This window comes from Streptomyces sp. NPDC056144, assembly GCF_042264145.1.
GTDB lineage: Bacteria > Actinomycetota > Actinomycetes > Streptomycetales > Streptomycetaceae > Streptomyces.
Genome location: NZ_JBHJVF010000016.1, coordinates 113,893 through 130,576 on the forward strand (window position 1 = coordinate 113,893; position 16,684 = coordinate 130,576).

At 73.8% G+C, this 16,684-nt stretch carries 11 protein-coding genes and 1 other RNA gene; 2 read left to right on the forward strand and 10 right to left on the reverse strand.

From position 1 onward, the window contains the following. Window positions 1-52: 52 nt before the first annotated feature. From ACFC0Z_RS32650 to ftsE, 6 genes are all read right to left on the reverse strand, one after another. Complete coding sequence (locus ACFC0Z_RS32650) at window positions 53-1,144, reverse strand: hypothetical protein (RefSeq protein ID WP_376445706.1); 1,092 nt, start codon at window positions 1,142-1,144, stop codon at window positions 53-55. 149 nt (window positions 1,145-1,293) lie between these two features. Then, window positions 1,294-1,662: a transfer-messenger RNA gene (gene ssrA / locus ACFC0Z_RS32655) on the reverse strand. A gap of 117 nt (window positions 1,663-1,779) precedes the next feature. Next, window positions 1,780-2,328, reverse strand: coding sequence for an SsrA-binding protein SmpB (gene smpB / locus ACFC0Z_RS32660; RefSeq protein ID WP_376445709.1), 549 nt, complete (start codon window positions 2,326-2,328; stop codon window positions 1,780-1,782). 18 nt (window positions 2,329-2,346) lie between these two features. Continuing rightward, a complete protein-coding gene (locus tag ACFC0Z_RS32665) occupies window positions 2,347-3,495 on the reverse strand; it encodes a S41 family peptidase (protein WP_376445712.1) in 1,149 nt (382 codons plus the stop codon). Window positions 3,496-3,573: 78 nt separating this feature from the next. After that, window positions 3,574-4,491, reverse strand: a complete 918-nt coding sequence (gene ftsX, locus ACFC0Z_RS32670; protein WP_376445714.1) for a permease-like cell division protein FtsX — start codon at window positions 4,489-4,491, stop codon at window positions 3,574-3,576. Window positions 4,492-4,519: 28 nt separating this feature from the next. Beyond that, the gene (gene ftsE / locus ACFC0Z_RS32675) at window positions 4,520-5,209 is read right to left on the reverse strand and encodes a cell division ATP-binding protein FtsE (protein WP_150269743.1); all 690 of its coding nucleotides are present in this window, start codon (window positions 5,207-5,209) and stop codon (window positions 4,520-4,522) included. Between the two features lie 236 nt (window positions 5,210-5,445). Here ftsE and ACFC0Z_RS32680 point away from each other — a divergent pair, with 236 nt between their 5' ends. Next, window positions 5,446-5,628: a hypothetical protein gene (locus tag ACFC0Z_RS32680; RefSeq protein WP_376445717.1), complete on the forward strand. Its 183-nt coding sequence runs from the start codon at window positions 5,446-5,448 to the stop codon at window positions 5,626-5,628. 92 nt (window positions 5,629-5,720) lie between these two features. On the opposite strand, the gene ACFC0Z_RS32685 is transcribed toward ACFC0Z_RS32680, so the two are convergent. The 4 genes from ACFC0Z_RS32685 to ACFC0Z_RS32700 all read right to left on the reverse strand — a co-directional run bounded on the left by ACFC0Z_RS32685 (window position 5,721) and on the right by ACFC0Z_RS32700 (window position 11,359). Next, a complete protein-coding gene (locus ACFC0Z_RS32685; protein WP_376445720.1) occupies window positions 5,721-6,575 on the reverse strand; it encodes a hypothetical protein in 855 nt (284 codons plus the stop codon). A 397-nt stretch (window positions 6,576-6,972) separates the two neighbouring features. Further along, window positions 6,973-8,076, reverse strand: a complete 1,104-nt coding sequence (gene prfB / locus ACFC0Z_RS32690; protein WP_376445723.1) for a peptide chain release factor 2 — start codon at window positions 8,074-8,076, stop codon at window positions 6,973-6,975. A 58-nt stretch (window positions 8,077-8,134) separates the two neighbouring features. Beyond that, window positions 8,135-9,379: a serine/threonine-protein kinase gene (locus ACFC0Z_RS32695; RefSeq protein WP_376445725.1), complete on the reverse strand. Its 1,245-nt coding sequence runs from the start codon at window positions 9,377-9,379 to the stop codon at window positions 8,135-8,137. A gap of 117 nt (window positions 9,380-9,496) precedes the next feature. After that, entirely contained in the window at window positions 9,497-11,359 is a 1,863-nt protein-coding gene (locus tag ACFC0Z_RS32700; protein ID WP_376445728.1) for a serine/threonine-protein kinase, read from the reverse strand. A gap of 566 nt (window positions 11,360-11,925) precedes the next feature. Between ACFC0Z_RS32700 and ACFC0Z_RS32705 the strand changes: the two genes are divergently transcribed. Next, the gene (locus tag ACFC0Z_RS32705; protein ID WP_376445730.1) at window positions 11,926-16,554 is read left to right on the forward strand and encodes an FHA domain-containing protein; all 4,629 of its coding nucleotides are present in this window, start codon (window positions 11,926-11,928) and stop codon (window positions 16,552-16,554) included. Window positions 16,555-16,684: the final 130 nt, after the last annotated feature.

Here is a 16,684-nt window from a genome sequence, read left to right on the forward strand (position 1 = left end):
ACCAGACGCCACGAGCCCGGCATGATCCGCCGGACTGGCCCCCGGACAGGCCCTAGCTCTGCCGGAGGGCCGGCATCGGCACCTGCACGCCGTACGCGGTCGCCCCCGCGCCCGCGCCGCCCGCGCAGCCGTTCGGCTCCTGGGTGCCGAGGCCGCGGGTCGACGGCTTTTCGGCCGCCCAGAACATGTAGCCGAGGAGCCCGGCCGTGGTCCCGGCCCCGTTGGGGGCCGCGTTCCGCACCCAGTCGCCCGTGGCCTTCTGGAGCGAGTTCGCGAAGTCGACGCACTCGGGCAGCGGGCTGCGGCCGTACGCGAGGTAGAGCCCGGCCGTGAACTTGGCGGGGGCCAGCGGGGCGACCGGCGGCGAGAACTGCGACTTGCCGTCGAGGTGCTCCTGCCAGTTGGCGATGTGGGAGCTCGCCGAGGAGGGCCGGGCGGTCACCATCGCGTTGGCGTAGTCGAGGACGGGCTTGTCGGTGCGCAGCCAGTCGGCGGTGGCCTTGCGGTTGATGTCGATGAGCCAGCGGTCACCGGCGGCCGTGTCGAGGGTGAGGCGCGCGGCCGGCTTCGTACCGGAGGCGTCGTAGGCGTGGACGGACCGGTAGGCGTCGATGAAGGCCTGGAGCCCGGCGAGGTTCGGGTTCGTGTTCTGCTCGTAGTCGATCTCGATGCCGACGCCGAGGTCTGCGGCGACGGCGGCGGCGTTCAGGCCGAGCTGGCCGGCGTTCTCGGCGAGGGCCGTGTCCCACTCGTCGGTGTAGGTGATGCCGCCGATGGAGAGCATCACGCGGATCCCGCGCGAGGTGAAGTACTGGACGATGTCCCGGCTCATGCCGACGGGCACGCCGTTGGCGGTGGTGGCGTCGCTGGTGCGGCGCAGCAGCTTGAGCGGCTCGACGAAGCTGAGGACGACGAGGTTGACGGAGGGCCGGCCGTCGCCCCGGTCGATGATCCAGTGGTTCTTGGCGTCGAACTCGGCGACGCTCCGGACGGTGCCCCAGGTGCAGAAGTCGTCGCCGCAGTGCCAGGTGCCGTAGACCTGCACGGGCGCGGGGGCGGCGGCGCCGGCACCGGCGGGGAGGGCGGTGGCCGGGACGAGCAGGGCGAGGAGCATGAACAGGACCGCGAGGGCTCTGCGACGCATACGTACCTCCGGGAATGCCGTGGCGTGGGGGGCGGCGGACCGAAGAGTGTCAGGTACAGACCAACCCCACAAGAGAGGGAACGCACGCAGGGCATGACAAAGGCCCGGCAGCCGCTCGCGCGACCACCGGGCCTCTGCCCACATGGGATGAGTGGAGATGGCGGGAATCGAACCCGCGTCCAACGGTGCGGAACCAGGGCTTCTCCGTGTGCAGACTGGTACGAGTTTCTCAGCCCTCCGGATCACCCAGACAAGTCCGGAACGGGCTCAGTCACTGTTTGATTTCCCTCTTCACCCCGTGACCGGGATCAAGGTTTAGTCCCCTTCATGATGCCAGGATCCGGGTCGGGAACAGCCCCGGGCTGACACTTCGCAAGTCGCTACTTAGGCAGCGAGGGCGAAGGAATCGCGCTTGGTGTTGGCGATTATTGGTTTCGGCGCGTGGTTAACGAGATCATTGCCGCTTCCTCGACACGCTTCCCCTGCTTCGACATCCGCTGTCGAAACCGATCATCCCCATGTTGTGTTTTCAATGCGTGCACCCTCTGTGAGGTGCGTGACCCATCGTACGTGACCGACGGGCACGGTTGCCAGCGAATAAACCGCGACGGCCCGACCGTGTCAGTCAGACCGCGTCAGCCGCGCGCCGCCGCCTGGGCCGCCCGCTGCCGCCGCTTCGCCGACGCGATCGCCCGCGCGGTCTCGCGCGTGTCCTGCTTCTCGCGCAGGGTCTGCCGCTTGTCGTACTCCTTCTTGCCCTTGGCGAGTGCGATCTCGCACTTCACCCGGCCGTTCAGGAAGTACAGCGACAGGGGCACGATCGTGTGACCCGTCTCCGAGGCCTTCGACTCCAGCTTGTCGATCTCGGCACGGTGCAGCAGCAGCTTGCGCTTCCGCTTGGCGTGGTGGTTGGTCCAGCTGCCCTGCATGTACTCCGGGACGTGGATGTTGTGCAGCCACGCCTCGTGGTGGTCGATGTGGACGAAGCCGTCGACCAGCGAGGCACGCCCCATGCGCAGCGACTTCACCTCGGTGCCCATGAGCACCACACCGCACTCGTAGGTGTCGAGGATGTGGTAGTCGTGCCGGGCCTTCTTGTTCTGCGCGATGAGCTTGCGCTCCGGCGCCTTGTCCGTCGTCTTCTTGGCAGGCTTGCCCTGCACGTTCACGAGTCCCTTTGCCATAGTGCGGTCATTTTCGCACTAGGAGCCCCCTCCGAGGCCACTCAATACTGTCCTCGCCCGCTCTTCGGCCCGGTCCGCGGCGACCACGTCAGGGGTGATGCCCCGCCCGTCCACCGCATGACCGGCCGGGGTCCGGTAATGGCCGACGGTCAGCTCGGCCACCGACCCGTCCGGCAGCTCGCTCGGCATCTGCACCGACCCCTTGCCGAAGGTCCGCGAGCCGACGGTGACCGCCCGGCCCCGGTCCTGGAGGGCGCCGGTGAGCAGCTCGGCGGCGCTCATGGTGCCCCCGTCGACCAACGCGACCAGCGGCCTGCCCGTGTCCCCGCCCCCCTCCGCGTACACGGCCCGCTGCTCGCCCTCGACGTCGTACGTGGCGACGAGCCCGCCGTCCAGGAACGCCGAGGCGGCGACGGCGGCCTCCGCGACGAGGCCCCCGGCGTTGCCCCGCAGATCGAGCAGGACACCCGCACCGGCGGGCGCGTCGCGCACGGCGTCCCGGACCCGGGCACCGGCCCCCTTCGTGAAGGCGGACACCTTGATCAGCACGGCCCCGCCGTCGAGCCGCCGGACGGTGACGGAATCCGTCTCCAGCCGGGCCCGGCGCAGGGTCTCGGTCCACACGTCCCGGCCGCGCCCGACACGGAGCTCCACCGGAGTCCCGGCCTCCCCGTCCCCGCGCAGCAGCGACACGACCTCGGACACGGACAGCCCGTCCACCGCCCGCCCGTCGACCGCCACGATCCGGTCCCCGACCCGCAGCCCGGCCCGGTCGGCCGGCCCGCCGTCCTGGACCCGCGTCACCCGCACCCCGTCGGCCCCGGACCGCCCGGCCGAGAGCCCGACCCCCGTGTAGGCCCCGTCGAGGGACCGCTCGAAAGCCGCGTACTCCCTCTTGTCGTACACCGCGCTCCACCGGTCCCCGCTCCGGCTCACGAACTCCTCGGCCGCCTCGGTCCCCGACTTCCCGTCGGCCATGGCCTCCGCGACCGCCCGCCGCACCGCGGCCCGATCCCCACCCGCGCCCTCCGCCCCGGCACTCTCCTCCCGGGGCAGCACCCCGGTGGCGGCGGCGGTGGCGAGCACCCCGGCGAACACCAACGTCAGAACGGCCCCACGGAGCACTCCGCGGGGCCGGATACAAAGCCCTTCACCGCCGGCCGGCACGCGGCCCACTCTAGGACAAGCAAAAGGCGCCGCACGGCCTTTGACCGCACGACGCCATCCGCCGTCAGTGGGCTCTTGTCACACCTTCAGGTACTTGCGCAGCGCGATGAAGGCCGCCACGGCCGGCATCAGGAGGCCGATGACGAGGACCAGCGGGAGGACCGAGAGGACGGCGTCCCAGCCGATGAACTGGACCAGCTGCATCTTCTCGGCGAGCGCGATGCCGTGGTCGATGAGGAAGTACCGGCCGACCAGGAGCAGCACGCAGGCGACGCCGCCGCCGAGGAGGCCCGCGAAGGCGGCCTCCATGATGAAGGGCATCTGGATGTAGAAGCTGGACGCGCCGACGAGCCGCATGATGCCGGTCTCGCGGCGGCGGCTGAAGGCCGAGACGCGGACGGTGTTCACGATCAGCATGAGGGCGATGACCAGCATCAGGCCCATGACGCCGAGCGCCGCGATGTTCATGCCGTTCATCAGGTCGAAGAGGTTCTGCAGGATGCCCCGCTGGTCCTGCACCGACTCGACGCCGTCACGGCCGGCGAAGGCCGTCGCCACGACCTTGTACTTCTCCGGGTCCTTGAGCTTGACCCGGAACGACTCCTGCATCTGGTCCGGCGTGATGACGGAGGCGATGGCCGTGTCGCTGTACTGCTCCTTGTAGTGCTTGAACGCCTCGTCGGCCGTCTCGTGGTGGACGGTCTCGACGATGTCCATCTTCTTCAGATCGGCCTCGATCTGTTCCTTCTGCTGCGCCGTGACCGCGCCCTTGGCGCACTTCGGCGCCGTGGCCGCGTCCGTCTTGTTGCAGAGGAAGATGGAGACGTTGACCTTGTCGTACCAGTAGTCCTTCATCGTGCTGACCTGCTCGCGCATGAGCAGCGCACCGCCGAACAGGGCGAGCGAAAGGGCCACGGAGATGACGACGGCGAAGGTCATCGTCAGGTTGCGCCGGAGACCGACGCCGATCTCGGAAAGCACGAACTGAGCGCGCATGGGTCTGCTTTCTCCTACTCGCTACAGCTCAGTGCTGGTATCCGTAGACGCCGCGCGCCTGGTCGCGGACGAGACGGCCCTGTTCCAGCTCGATGACGCGCTTGCGCATCTGGTCGACGATGTTCTGGTCGTGGGTCGCCATGACGACGGTGGTCCCCGTCCTGTTGATGCGGTCCAGCAGCTTCATGATGCCGACGGAGGTCTGCGGGTCGAGGTTGCCGGTCGGCTCGTCGGCGATCAGCAGCATCGGACGGTTCACGAAGGCGCGCGCGATGGCCACGCGCTGCTGCTCACCGCCGGAGAGCTCGCCCGGCCGCCGGTCCTCCTTGCCGCCGAGACCGACGAGGTCGAGCACCTGCGGCACGGCCTTGCGGATCTCGCCGCGCGGCTTGCCGATGACCTCCTGCGCGAAGGCCACGTTCTCGGCGACGGTCTTGTTGGGCAGCAGGCGGAAGTCCTGGAAGACGGTGCCGAGCTGGCGCCGCATGTGCGGGACCTTCCAGTTGGAGAGCCGGGCCAGGTCCTTGCCGAGGACGTGCACCTGGCCTTGGCTGGCGCGCTCCTCTCGCAGCAGGAGCCGCAGGAAGGTCGACTTTCCGGAGCCGGACGAACCGACGAGGAAGACGAACTCCCCCTTCTCGATCTCCAGGGAGACATCCCGGAGCGCGGGGCGGTTCTGCTTCGGATAGGACTTGGAGACGTTGTCGAATCGGATCACGGATGCACCACGGTCGGCCGGGAGTAGGTGTGCGTGACCTTACGCGAACGGCGTAGGCCCGCGCAGTCGCGGTCCCGACTTACGTGGTTTATCCTTTTTCACCGTTTGCGACGACGGGCGGTCCTTCCGGCGGGACGCGCCGAAACGTGCCGGAGCTGGCACAGTGGTAGGGGGAACGTCCGGAACCCACCGGACGTTGTCCTGGTGTGGATCCCTGTGCGGGAGGAGGAGAGCGCATGACCTACGACCGACTGGTGTGCGCCAACTGCGCGGCCCCGGTCGCCGAGGGCCGGTGCCCCGTCTGCCGCGCGAACCGGGAGCGTCTGACCCCTCAGGGTCCGACCCCGGCGATGCTGCTGACGCTGGCGATCGCGCTGCTCGCCGCCCTCGCCCTGCTCGCGGTGGTCCAGACGGCGTAGCCGTATCGGGCGTGGAAAGTGGAGAGAAGGGCCGGGGAGATCACTCCCCGGCCCTTCTCTTCGTGCGCTCACACGGTCACGCCGTTACGCGCTCACGCGGCGACGTCGCCGCCCCGGGCAACGAGGCGCGGCAGCATGCGGAAGCCGATGCCGCCCGCGATCATGGTCGCGGCGCCGATGACCAGGAACGAGGTCTCGGCCGCACCGGTCTCGGCGAGCTCCTCCTTGGCCTCGCCCTGCTGGACGGGCTGGGAGCCGACGTTGTTGGTGTCGGTGTTGCCGTTGCCCGTGGCGGAGCCCGTACCGGTGTCGACGCACTCGGCGCCGTCGAGGTCGACGGTGCAGGTGCCGGCGTCGCCGGAGCCGGTGGAGCCGGTCGAGCCGGAGTCGGCCGAACCGGTCGAGCCGGAGGCGCCCGTTTCCGAACCGGTGGTGCCGGTCGAACCGGTGGAACCGGAGGTGCCGGTGCCGGTGGAGCCGGACGTGCCGGTGCCGCTCGAACCGTTGGACCCGCTGGACCCGTTCGAACCGTTGGAGCCGTTCGAACCGTTGGAGCCGTTCGAACCGTTGCCGGGCTCGGTCGGGTCGACCGTGGGCTCGACGGTGGGCTCCACCGTGGGCTCCACGGTCGGCTCGACGGTGGGCTCCACCGTGGGCTCCACGGTCGGCTCGACCGTCGGCTCGACGGTGGGCTCGACCGTCGGCTCGACGGTGGGCTCGACCGTCGGCTCCACGGTCGGCTCCACCGTGGGCTCCACGGTCGGCTCGACCGTCGGCTCCACGGTCGGCTCGACCGTCGGCTCCGGGTCCGGGCAGACCGTGTTCGGGAGGCACTCCGGCGGCGTCGGGTCGGCCTGGGCGACGCCGGCCACGGTCATCGAAGCGCCGGCGGCGATCATCGCGCCGGCGGCGATGCGCGCGAGGCGCACTCGCGTCTTCTTCGTCATCTGGTTGCTACCCCCAGTAGCTCAGCTCGTCATGGGGCAGCGCTCGGGGCCCCGCGCGCAGGGGGCGACATCGCGACTGAACCGGGCCCCCCGTTCACACGCGCCCCAGAAATGCGCATGCCAATGGGCCACCCTTCCGACTTTCCGATGAGCAGTCAAGGTCGTTGCGCGTGCGATGCCCGAAAGATCCACAATGGCCCGCCATATGACGATGCAACTGTGACGTGAAGCCGTAACTCCGGGCTCCGTGAGCCCAGTTCCCTTGTCGACAAAGCACCCGCACCCCCGCTCCTCCGCTTGCTCCAGCGAATCCGCGGAGCGCGGACCGCGTCCCGTACGGAAACGAGGACGGGCCCCGCACCACTCAGGTGCGAGGCCCGTGCCCGTACGAACGGGGTTACTTCTCCTGCTGCTTGCGCCAGCGGATGCCGGCCTCCAGGAAGCCGTCGATCTCGCCGTCGAGCACCGACTGCGGGTTGCCGACCTCGAACTCCGTCCGGAGGTCCTTGACCATCTGGTACGGGTGGAGCACGTACGACCGCATCTGGTTGCCCCAGGAGCTGCCGCTGTCCTTGAGCGCGTCCATCTTGGCGCGCTCCTCCTGACGCTGGCGCTCCAGGAGCTTCGCCTGGAGGACGTTCATGGCGCTCGCCTTGTTCTGGATCTGCGAGCGCTCGTTCTGACAGGAGACGACGATGCCGGTCGGGAGGTGCGTGATGCGCACGGCCGAGTCGGTCGTGTTGACGCCCTGGCCGCCGGGGCCGGAGGCGCGGTAGACGTCGACGCGGAGCTCCGACTCGTCGATCTCGACGTGGTCGGAGGACTCGACGACCGGGAGGACCTCGACGCCCGCGAAGGACGTCTGGCGGCGGCCCTGGTTGTCGAAGGGCGAGATGCGGACCAGGCGGTGGGTGCCCTGCTCGACGGAGAGCGTGCCGTAGGCGTACGGCGACTTCACGACGAAGGTGGTCGACTTGATGCCGGCCTCTTCCGCGTACGAGGTCTCGTAGATCTCGGTCGCGTAGCCGTGGCGCTCGGCCCAGCGCAGGTACATGCGCTGGAGGCGCTCGGCGAAGTCGGAGGCGTCGACGCCGCCGGCCTCGGCGCGGATGTTGACCAGCGCCTCGCGCTCGTCGTACTCGCCGGAGAGGAGGGTGCGGACCTCCATCTCGTCGAGGGCCTTGCGGACGGAGGTGAGCTCCGTCTCGGCCTCGGCGAGGGTGTCCGGGTCGTCCATCTCCTCGGCGAGCTCGAAGAGCACCGCGAGGTCGTCGATCCGGCCGCGCAGGGTCTCGGCCTTGCGGACCTCGGCCTGGAGGTGCGAAAGCTTGCTCGTGATCTTCTGCGCCGCCTCCGGGTCGTCCCACAGGGACGGGGCCGCGGCCTGCTCTTCGAGCACGGCGATGTCGGCCCTCAGCTTCTCGAGGTCCAGGACGGCCTCGATCGACCCCATGGTCGAGGAGAGGGACTTCAGCTCTTCGGATACATCGACGACTGCCACGCGTCCAGCGTAACGGCTCCGGGCCGGGAGCCGAACCTTTGGCCGTGACCCCGGGGGCTCAGGGCTGCGAGGACTGCTTCGAGTCCTGCGGCGGCGCGTCCCCGTCGCCGGAGGCCGCCAGGTAGCCGCCGGCGCCGAGCGCTCCCGCGACCACCACGGCCGCGACGGCGAGGGTGATCCGCCGCTTGCGGACCACGCCCGCCTTGTGGCGGGCCGAGCCGGGCCGCCGGGCGCCGGCCGGGCGGGGGGCGCGGGCGGTGCCGAGGGGGCCGCCGGAGAGCTCGTCGGGGGCGGGGACCCGCATGGAGGTGTGGGTGTCGCGGTTGGAGTCGGCGGAGGCGCCGGGGACGAGCGGGACGGCGGCCCGGCGCGGGCCGGGCTCCCCGCCGCCGGCGCCCGCGCCCGTGGCGTACGGGTCCTCCTCGTACGGCTCCGGGGACGGCTCCGCGCCCGGCTCGTCGACGTCCAGCGGCGGGATGCCCTTGAGCAGCGGCAGGACGTCCCGGAGGCGGGCGGCGAGCTCGGAGGCGCGCAGCCGGGAGGCGGGGGCCTTCGCGAGGCACTGGACGACGAGCTGCCAGAGCTCCTCGGGGATGCCGGGGAGCGGGACGACGGTCTCGGTGACGTGGCGGCGCAGGACCGCGCCGGGGTGGCCGCCGCCGAAGGGCGTGAAGCCGGCGAGGAGCTCGTACAGGACGGTCGCGAGGGCGTAGATGTCGACGGCGGCGCGGGGCGGGAGGCCCTCGACGATCTCGGGGGCGAGGTAGTCGGGGGTGCCGATGATGCGGGTGGCCTTGGTGCGGCCGGGGGTGTCGATGAGCTTGGCGACGCCGAAGTCGGTGAGGAGGGCGGGGTGGGCGCCGCCGGGGCCGAGGGGGCCCTCCATGTCGAGCAGGATGTTCTCGGGCTTGACGTCGCGGTGGACGATCCCGGCCGCGTGCGCGGCGGCGAGGCCGTCGGCGACGTCGGCGATGATCGCGACGGCGGCCTCGGGGGCGAGGCGGCGCTCGCGGTCGAGGCGGGTGCGCAGGTCGGTGCCGCGGACGAGGTCCATGACGAGCGCGAGGTCGTTGCCGTCGACGACGAGGTCGCGGACCTTGACCACCCGGGGGTGGTCGAGGCCGAGCAGGGCGGTCCGCTCCTGGACGAAGCGGCCGACGAGCTCCTGGTCGGAGGCCAGGTCCTCGCGCAGCAGTTTGACGGCGACGGGCCCTTCGGGCCCCTCGCCGAGCCACACCGTTCCGGCGCTGCCCCGCCCGAGGATCTGGTGGGCGGTGTAGCGGCTGCCGATGTTCCGTGCCAAGACTGCTCCCTCAGCGGCTGCGGTTCGCGTCAAAACTACGCGTCCGCGGCCGCCGGTCGTCACTTCCGCGGGGAAATCACCCTTCGGAAGTCGATAAATCGGCAGTATTACCGCCGATTACTGCCCCGTACCGCCGGTAGCACCGCCGGAGCCGGTGGCCTCGCCGATGGTGGAGACCCAGTCGGTGACCTTGGAGATGCCGTCCCCGATGGCCTCCCAGTAGCCCTTGCCCTCGGCGATCCAGCCCTGGAGCGGGGTGAGCTCCCAGACGAGCCAGCCGGCGACCACGAACAGGACGATCGTGAAGAGGCAGCCCTTGAGGCAGCCGAGGCCGGGGATCCGCATGGGGTTCGCGCTCCGCTGGCGCGGCGGGCGCGGCTCGCGCGGGGCGGGTGCCTGCGGCGGGGCCTGCGGGGGCTGGTGCTGCTGGGGCGGCCGCTGCGGCTGCGCGTACTGCTGCTGGGGCGGCGGGGGCGCGTACTGCTGCGGCTGCTGGGGCTGGTGCTGCTGCTGGTGCTGCGGCGGGTACTGCTGCGGAGGGCGCTGCTGGCCGTACGCCCCCTGCTGGCCGTACTGCTGGCCCTGCTGGGCTCCGTACGGGCCCTGCTGGCCGTACTGCTGACCCCCAGGCCGGCCCTGCGGTCCGCCGTACGGTCCGCCCTGCTGCGGGCCGCCGTGCTGCGGTCCGCCCTGCTGCGGTCCGGGCTGCGCCTGGGGGCGCTGCGGGCGGCGGCGCAGCGGGTCCTCGCTCGGGTCGAGGTACTGCACCTGGGTCTGCTCGTTGCGGTCGCGGGCCGCGCGCAGCTGGCTCTGCCAGGGGTGCGGGTCCTCGCTCTGCGGCGGCTGCGACGGCACGGGCGGCATGACGGCGGTCGGGTCCGCGACGCCCGCCGGGCCGCCGGTGGGCAGCACGGCCGTCGGGTCGGCGGCGCCGGCCGGGCCGCTCGTCGGCATGACGCTGGTCGCGGCGGCGAGGTCGTACTGGGACGGGGGCACGGCGCCGGTGCTGGGCAGCACCTGCGTGGCACCGGCCGGGTCCACGCCCGGGGTGTCGGGGACCGGCGCGGGGGCCGGGTCGGGGGCGAGGAGCGCGCCGACGCCGTCGGCGGCCTCGATCTGGGCGGGGGTGGCGTGGACGCCGATGCCGGCCGCGACCGCGCGCAGGGCGCGGGCGAGGTTCTCGGCGCTGGGGCGGCGGTCGGGGTCCTTGCTGAGGCAGCGCTCGATGACCGTCCACAGCGGGCCGGGGACGGTGGAGGGGCGGCGGGGCTCCTCGCTGAGGTGCCGGTGCAGGACTTCGAGGGCCGTGCCGCCGGCGAACGGGGGGCGGCCGGTGACGAGCTCGTAGAGCAGGATGCCCGCGCCGTAGATGTCGACGGCGGAGGTCTGCGGGCGGCCCTCGGCGGACTCGGGCGCCACGTACGCGGGCGTGCCGACGAACTCGTGGGTGCGGGTGAGGCCCGGGGAGTCGGCCAGGCGCGCGATGCCGAAGTCGGTGAGCATCGGGTGCATCTGACCGTGCTGCTCGGCGAGCAGGACGTTGGCCGGCTTGAGGTCGCGGTGGACCACGCCGTCGGCGTGGCTCGCGGCGAGCGCGTCGGCGATCTGGGCCGTCAGGAGGGCGGCGGCGACCGGGGTGAGCGGGCCGTTCTCCCGCAGGTAGCGGTGGAGGTCGGGGCCTTCGACGAGGTCCATGACGAGGGCGAGGACATCGCCCTCGACGACCAGGTCGCGGGTGCGCACGATGTTCGGGTGGGTGAGCCGGAGCAGCACGGACCGCTCGCGCAGGAAGCGCATCACGATGTCCGCGTCGTTGGCCAGCTCCTCCTTGAGGACCTTGATCGCGACGGTCTCGCCGGGCTGGCCGGGAACGGCCGCCTCGGCGCCCGCCGTCTCCCGCTGGCGGGCTCGCCAGACGGTGCCCGTGGCGCCGCGTCCGAGCGGCTCCTCGAGCAGGTACTTGCTGCCGATTGGCCGCACGTCACGCGCTCCCTGCTGATCGTGGTCCTGGGTGGTCCCGTGTCTTCCCGCGGTTCCCCGGGCTTCGCTGGGGTTCCCCGGGGTTCCCTGTCCTCTGTTGTGACCCGTTCGGGCGTCCGACCCACTTTAGTGCCGCCGAACGGGTCCGAGACCGGTTGTCCACAGGCCGGTTTCCCGGCCGGCGGTACGGCTCCGGCTCCTCGTGGAGGGGTCGGGAACCGATCCGGCGGGCGGTCCGTCCGGCGACCCGCGCGGGCCCCGGTGACGTCCTGAACTTGTCCGGAAGAAGACGCTCCGCGCGCCGCGATGGTTGCCGGGCATGGTCCGAAGGCATGCTCAACCAGGCATTTTTTGGACCACGAGCGATCGATCAAGATCACTTCTGGCCGACCCGGGGACATGTTGTCAGCGGCAGGTGCGAGGATGCCTCCAGCACGTCGCATCGGTGGGGTCGGGAGCCCCCGCGCCGTGCCGACCTGAACCGGACGACGCGTCCGTGTCGGGTGGGGGGAGTCACAGGGCGGACCCCTGCCGGGCACCTCGCGCAGAAGGGACCGCTGACGGCGATGCAGATCCGCCTGACCGTCCTCGCGCCGCACGCCGGCCATGGCAGCCACACGGGCCATGGCGGCCACAGCGCCGCGCGCGCCTGCGACGTGCTCGTCACCGCCCCCGCCGGGACGGCACTCGCCGCCGTGGCCTCCGGTCTCGCCGCGGCCGTCACCGGCCCCGAGACCTCCTCCTCGGGCACCACCGTGCTCTACGCGGGCCCGGAGCGGCTCGACGCGCAGCGCTGCCTGCTCGGCGAGCCGCCGCTCGTCGACGGCGCCGTCCTCTCCCTCCAGGTCCCCGGCCCCGACGACCGGGTCGGCGAGGCCGCCTCCGCCCGGCTCCACGTGGTGGCGGGACCGGACGCGGGCGGCGTGCACCTGCTCCACGGCGGGGCGATCAGAATCGGCCGTTCCGTCGACGCCGACGTGCCGCTCGACGACCCCGACGTCTCCCGCGCCCACTGCACGGTGACCGTCGGCGAGGACGGCCGCGTCACCGTCTCCGACCTGGGCTCGACCAACGGCACGACGCTCGACGGCGCCCCCGTCGGCGCCCGCCCGGTCCGCCTCCTCCCCGGCTCCCTGCTGCGCCTCGGCGAGTCCGCCCTCCGCCTGACCGCCCCGGGCGACGACCTCGCGGGTACGGAGACGGTGGCGACGGCCCCCGACGGCGAGGGCCACCTGCGCGTCGCGCCCGCGGCGCGTCCGGCGGACGAGGACGCGCGCGCGTACGAGCCCGCGGGCGACGTCCACCACGCGGAGCCGTACGCCGAGGACTCCCCCGGCCACGCGCGCGCGGAGGACCCCGCGCATTCCTACGGCGACGAGGACGCCGAGGGCGAGAGTGACGGCACGGCGCACAGCAGCACCCGGCAGACCCGCCGCCAGAGCGGGAAGCGCGGCCTCGGCGCGTGGGCCCGGCGTCTCGCGGGCGGCCGCGAGGAGCAGCCCGCGCCCCGGCAGGACGACCGCCCGGCCGCGCGGACCACCGCTGCCCCTGCCCCCGTCCTTCCCGCCCCCTCTTCCCCTTCCTCCCCCTCCCTCGCGGACGCCTGGCCCGACCCGGCCACCGTCCTCCTCACGGCGCTGGGCCCGGGCCCGCGCCTGTGGGAGCGGCCCCAGGGCCACCCCGAGTCCCTCGTGGTCAGGCTCGGCACCGCCGACCGCGCCGAGCTGTCCGGGGTGCCGGTCACCGTCGGCCTGCGCGAAGCCGGTTCGCTCGGCCTCGCGGGCCCCGCCGACCGGCTCGCCGGGCTCGCCCGCTCGGTCGTGGCCCAGCTCGCCGCCCTGCACTCCCCCGCCGACCTGGAGATCGTGCTGATCTGCGCCGACCGGAACCGCTCCCTCGAGGAGCGGCGCCGGGCCTGGGGCTGGCTCGGCTGGCTCCCCCACGTCCGTCCGGCCCACGGCCAGGACTGCCGCCTGCTCCTGGCCTACGACCGCGAGCAGGCCCAGGCCCGTACGACCGAGCTGACCCGACGGCTCGACGACGGCCCCCTCGGCCCCGGCTGGCCCAGCGCCGACCGCGAGACCGTCGCCGAGGCCGCCGCGCGCCACGACGGGCCCTCGACGCTCGTCGTCGTCGACGGCGACCCCGGTTCGGCGGCACTGCGCGAGACGGTCGCGCGCCTCGCGGGCGTCGGCGCGGCGGCCGGCATCCACGTGCTGTGCCTGGCGGAGGCGCCCGCGGCGACCCCCGAGTCACCGGTGACCGCGACGTACGAGTCCGCGTGCGTCGCCTCCCTCGCCTTCCGCGAATGCGGGGCGGTGGCACTCCTCAGCGGCGACGTGGCGACCGCGCTGCGGCTCGTGCGCGCCTCGGGCGGGCAGGTCGCGGGCCACGGCACGGTCGGCGTGGTCGACGCGGTGTCGGTGGCCTGGGCGGAGCGGTTCGGCCGCGCCCTCGCCCCGCTGCGCACCGAGACGAACACGGCGCCGCACGGCCGGGCCGCCGCGCTCCCCCCGTCCTCGCGGCTCCTCGACGAACTGGGCCTCGCCCGGGCCACCCCGGCCTCCCTGCTCGCCCGCTGGGCCTCGGCCGGCGACGGCACGGTCGTCCTCGGCACGGGCCCGCGCGGCCCGCTCGCGGTGGACCTCACCCAGGAGGGCCCCCACCTGCTGATCGAGGGCCCCGCGGGCAGCGGCCGCACGGAGCTGCTCCGCGCCGTCGCCGCGTCCCTGGCGGCCGGCGGCCGCCCCGACCGCCTGGGCCTGCTCCTCGTGGACGGCGCGGGCGGCGAGCGCGGCGAGGGCCTCGCGGCGTGTACGGAGCTGCCGCACGTCAGCGAGCACCTGGTCGCCTCGGACCCGGTCCGGATGCGGGAGTTCGCGCAGGCGCTCGGCGCGGAGCTGAAGCGCCGGGCGGAGATCCTCGGCGACGGCCACTTCGCGGACCGGCAGGGCGCGCGGGCGGCCGAACGGCTGATCGGCGGTCAGCGCACCGCGAGCGCGGCGGAGTCGGTGGCCCCGCGCGTGACCGTCCGCCTCCCGGAGCCGGGCGACCTCGACGGCCGCGCGAGCGGCCGCACCCTCCGCACGGGCGACGGCACCGTCGGCGCCCTCCCGAGCGGCCGCACCCCCTACCGCACCCTGGACGACGGCACCCTCGGCGACCGCCCCAGCGGCCGAACGGTCCACGTGGACGCGACCCGCCCCGAGGGCGACACGGGAGCCAACGACCTGAACCGCCGCGCGAGCGGCCGGATCCCGCACCCCGGCACGAGCGGCCACGGCGCGGACGACCTGGACGGCCGGAGCAGCGGCCGCATCACCCGCCCCGGGGCGGACGACCTCGACGGCCGTACGAGCGGCCGCGCGGGAGCGGACGACCTCGGCCGTCGCACCACCGGCCGCACCGCGTACCCCGGCGCCGACGACCTCGACAGCCGCACCAGCGGCCGCGCCGGAGCGGACGACCTGGGCCGCCGCCCGAGCGGACGGATCGCGTACCCGAGCGCCGACGACCTCGACGGCCGTACGAGCGGACGCGTGGCACACCCGGGCGCCGAGGACCTGGGCCGCCGCGCGAGCGGCCGGATCCCGCACCCCGGCACGAGCGGCCACGGCGCGGACGACCTGGACGGCCGGAGCAGCGACCGCATCGCCCGCCCCGGGGCGGACGACCTCGGCCGACGCGCGAGCGGCCGGATCCCGTACCCGGGCGCCGAGGACCTCGACGGCGGCTCCAGCGGGCGCGTGCGCCGGGCCGGGGCCGAGGACCTCGACGGTCGAGGGAGCGGCCAGGGCAGCCCGTACCCCGGAGCGGACGACCTCGGCCGCCGCCCGAGCGGACGCATCCCGCACCCCGGCACGAGCGGCCAGGGCCCGTACCCCGGCGCGGACGACCTCGGCCGACGCGCGAGCGGCCGGATCCCGCACCCGGGCGCCGAGGACCTCGACGGCCGTACGAGCGGGCGCGTGGCGCACCCCGGCGCGGACGACCTGGGCCGCCGTCCCAGCGGACGCATCCCGCACCCCGGCACGAGCGACCACGCGAGCGGCCGGACCCCCTACCCCGGCGACGACCTCGACGGCCGCGTGAGCGGCCAGGGCCCGTACCCCGGCGCGGACGATCTCGGCCGGCGCCCGAGCGGCCGGATCCCGTATCCGGGCTCCGACGACCTCGACGGTCGCGGGAGCGGGCGCGTGGCGCACCCCGGAGCCGAGGACCTCGGCCGCCGCCCCAGCGGACGCATCCCGCACCCCGGCACGAGCGACCACGCGAGCGGCCGGACCCCGTACCCGGCCGGCGGCTACCTGCCCGACACGCCCAGCGGACGGCTGCCCCGGCGGGACGGCGGGCCCCTGGAGGACCGTCCGAGCAGCCGGACCCACCGCGCGGGGGACGGCGACCTCGGCGGCCGCCCGAGCAGCCGCACGTTCCGGACCGGGGACGGCGAACTCACCGACCGCCCCAGCAGCCGCACGTTCCGGACCGGGGACGGCGATCTCGTCGACCGGTCCAGCGGGCGGACCCTCCGTTCGGGGCCGAGTGGCCGGACCCTCCGGACCGGGGACGGCGAACCCGTCGAGCAGGCCGCGGCAGCGGCGACCTCGGGCGCGCGCGTGCCGCGGCCCGAGGCCGCGTACGAGGTCGCGGCCGGGAGCGGCCCGCTGCCCCGGCTCGTCGTGCTCGTGGACGACTTCGACGCCCTCGTGGCCCCGGCCCTCGGCGCCCCCGGCCGCCCCGCCGCCGGTTCCGTCGTCCGGGCCCTCGAAGCCGTCGCCCGGCACGGCGAGCGGCTCGGCGTCCACCTCGTCGCGACCTCGGCGCGGCCGGACCGCACGTCCGACACGGAGCTCGCCCACGGCGCCCGCCTGCGGGTCGTGCTCGACCCGCCGCCCGCCGCCCCGGGCCCCGACGTGCCCACCGCGGGCCGTGGACGGCTCGGGCACCCGGACGGGCGTCTGACGCCGTTCCAGACGGGCCGCGTCTCGGGCCGGATCCCCCGGACGGCGACGCTCCGCCCGGTCGTCGTCCCGCTGGAGTGGGAGCGGATGGGCGACCCGCCCGCCCGCCGCCCGGTCCGCGAACTGGGCAACGGCCCGACGGACCTGGCCCTCCTCGCGAGCGCGCTGGACCGGGCCGCCCGCTCGGTCGAGGCGACCCCGATACCGCCGCTCGCCCCCGCGACGCGCACCTGACGCGTCACCTGACGAGACGTCACAAGGCCGTCACGATCGCCCTCTTCGCGCGAGAGGCGGTATTGCGGCGGCCTCGTCACCGGGCGTAGACCTGTCGGCACGGGACAGTGACGCGCATGGGAGAGACGGG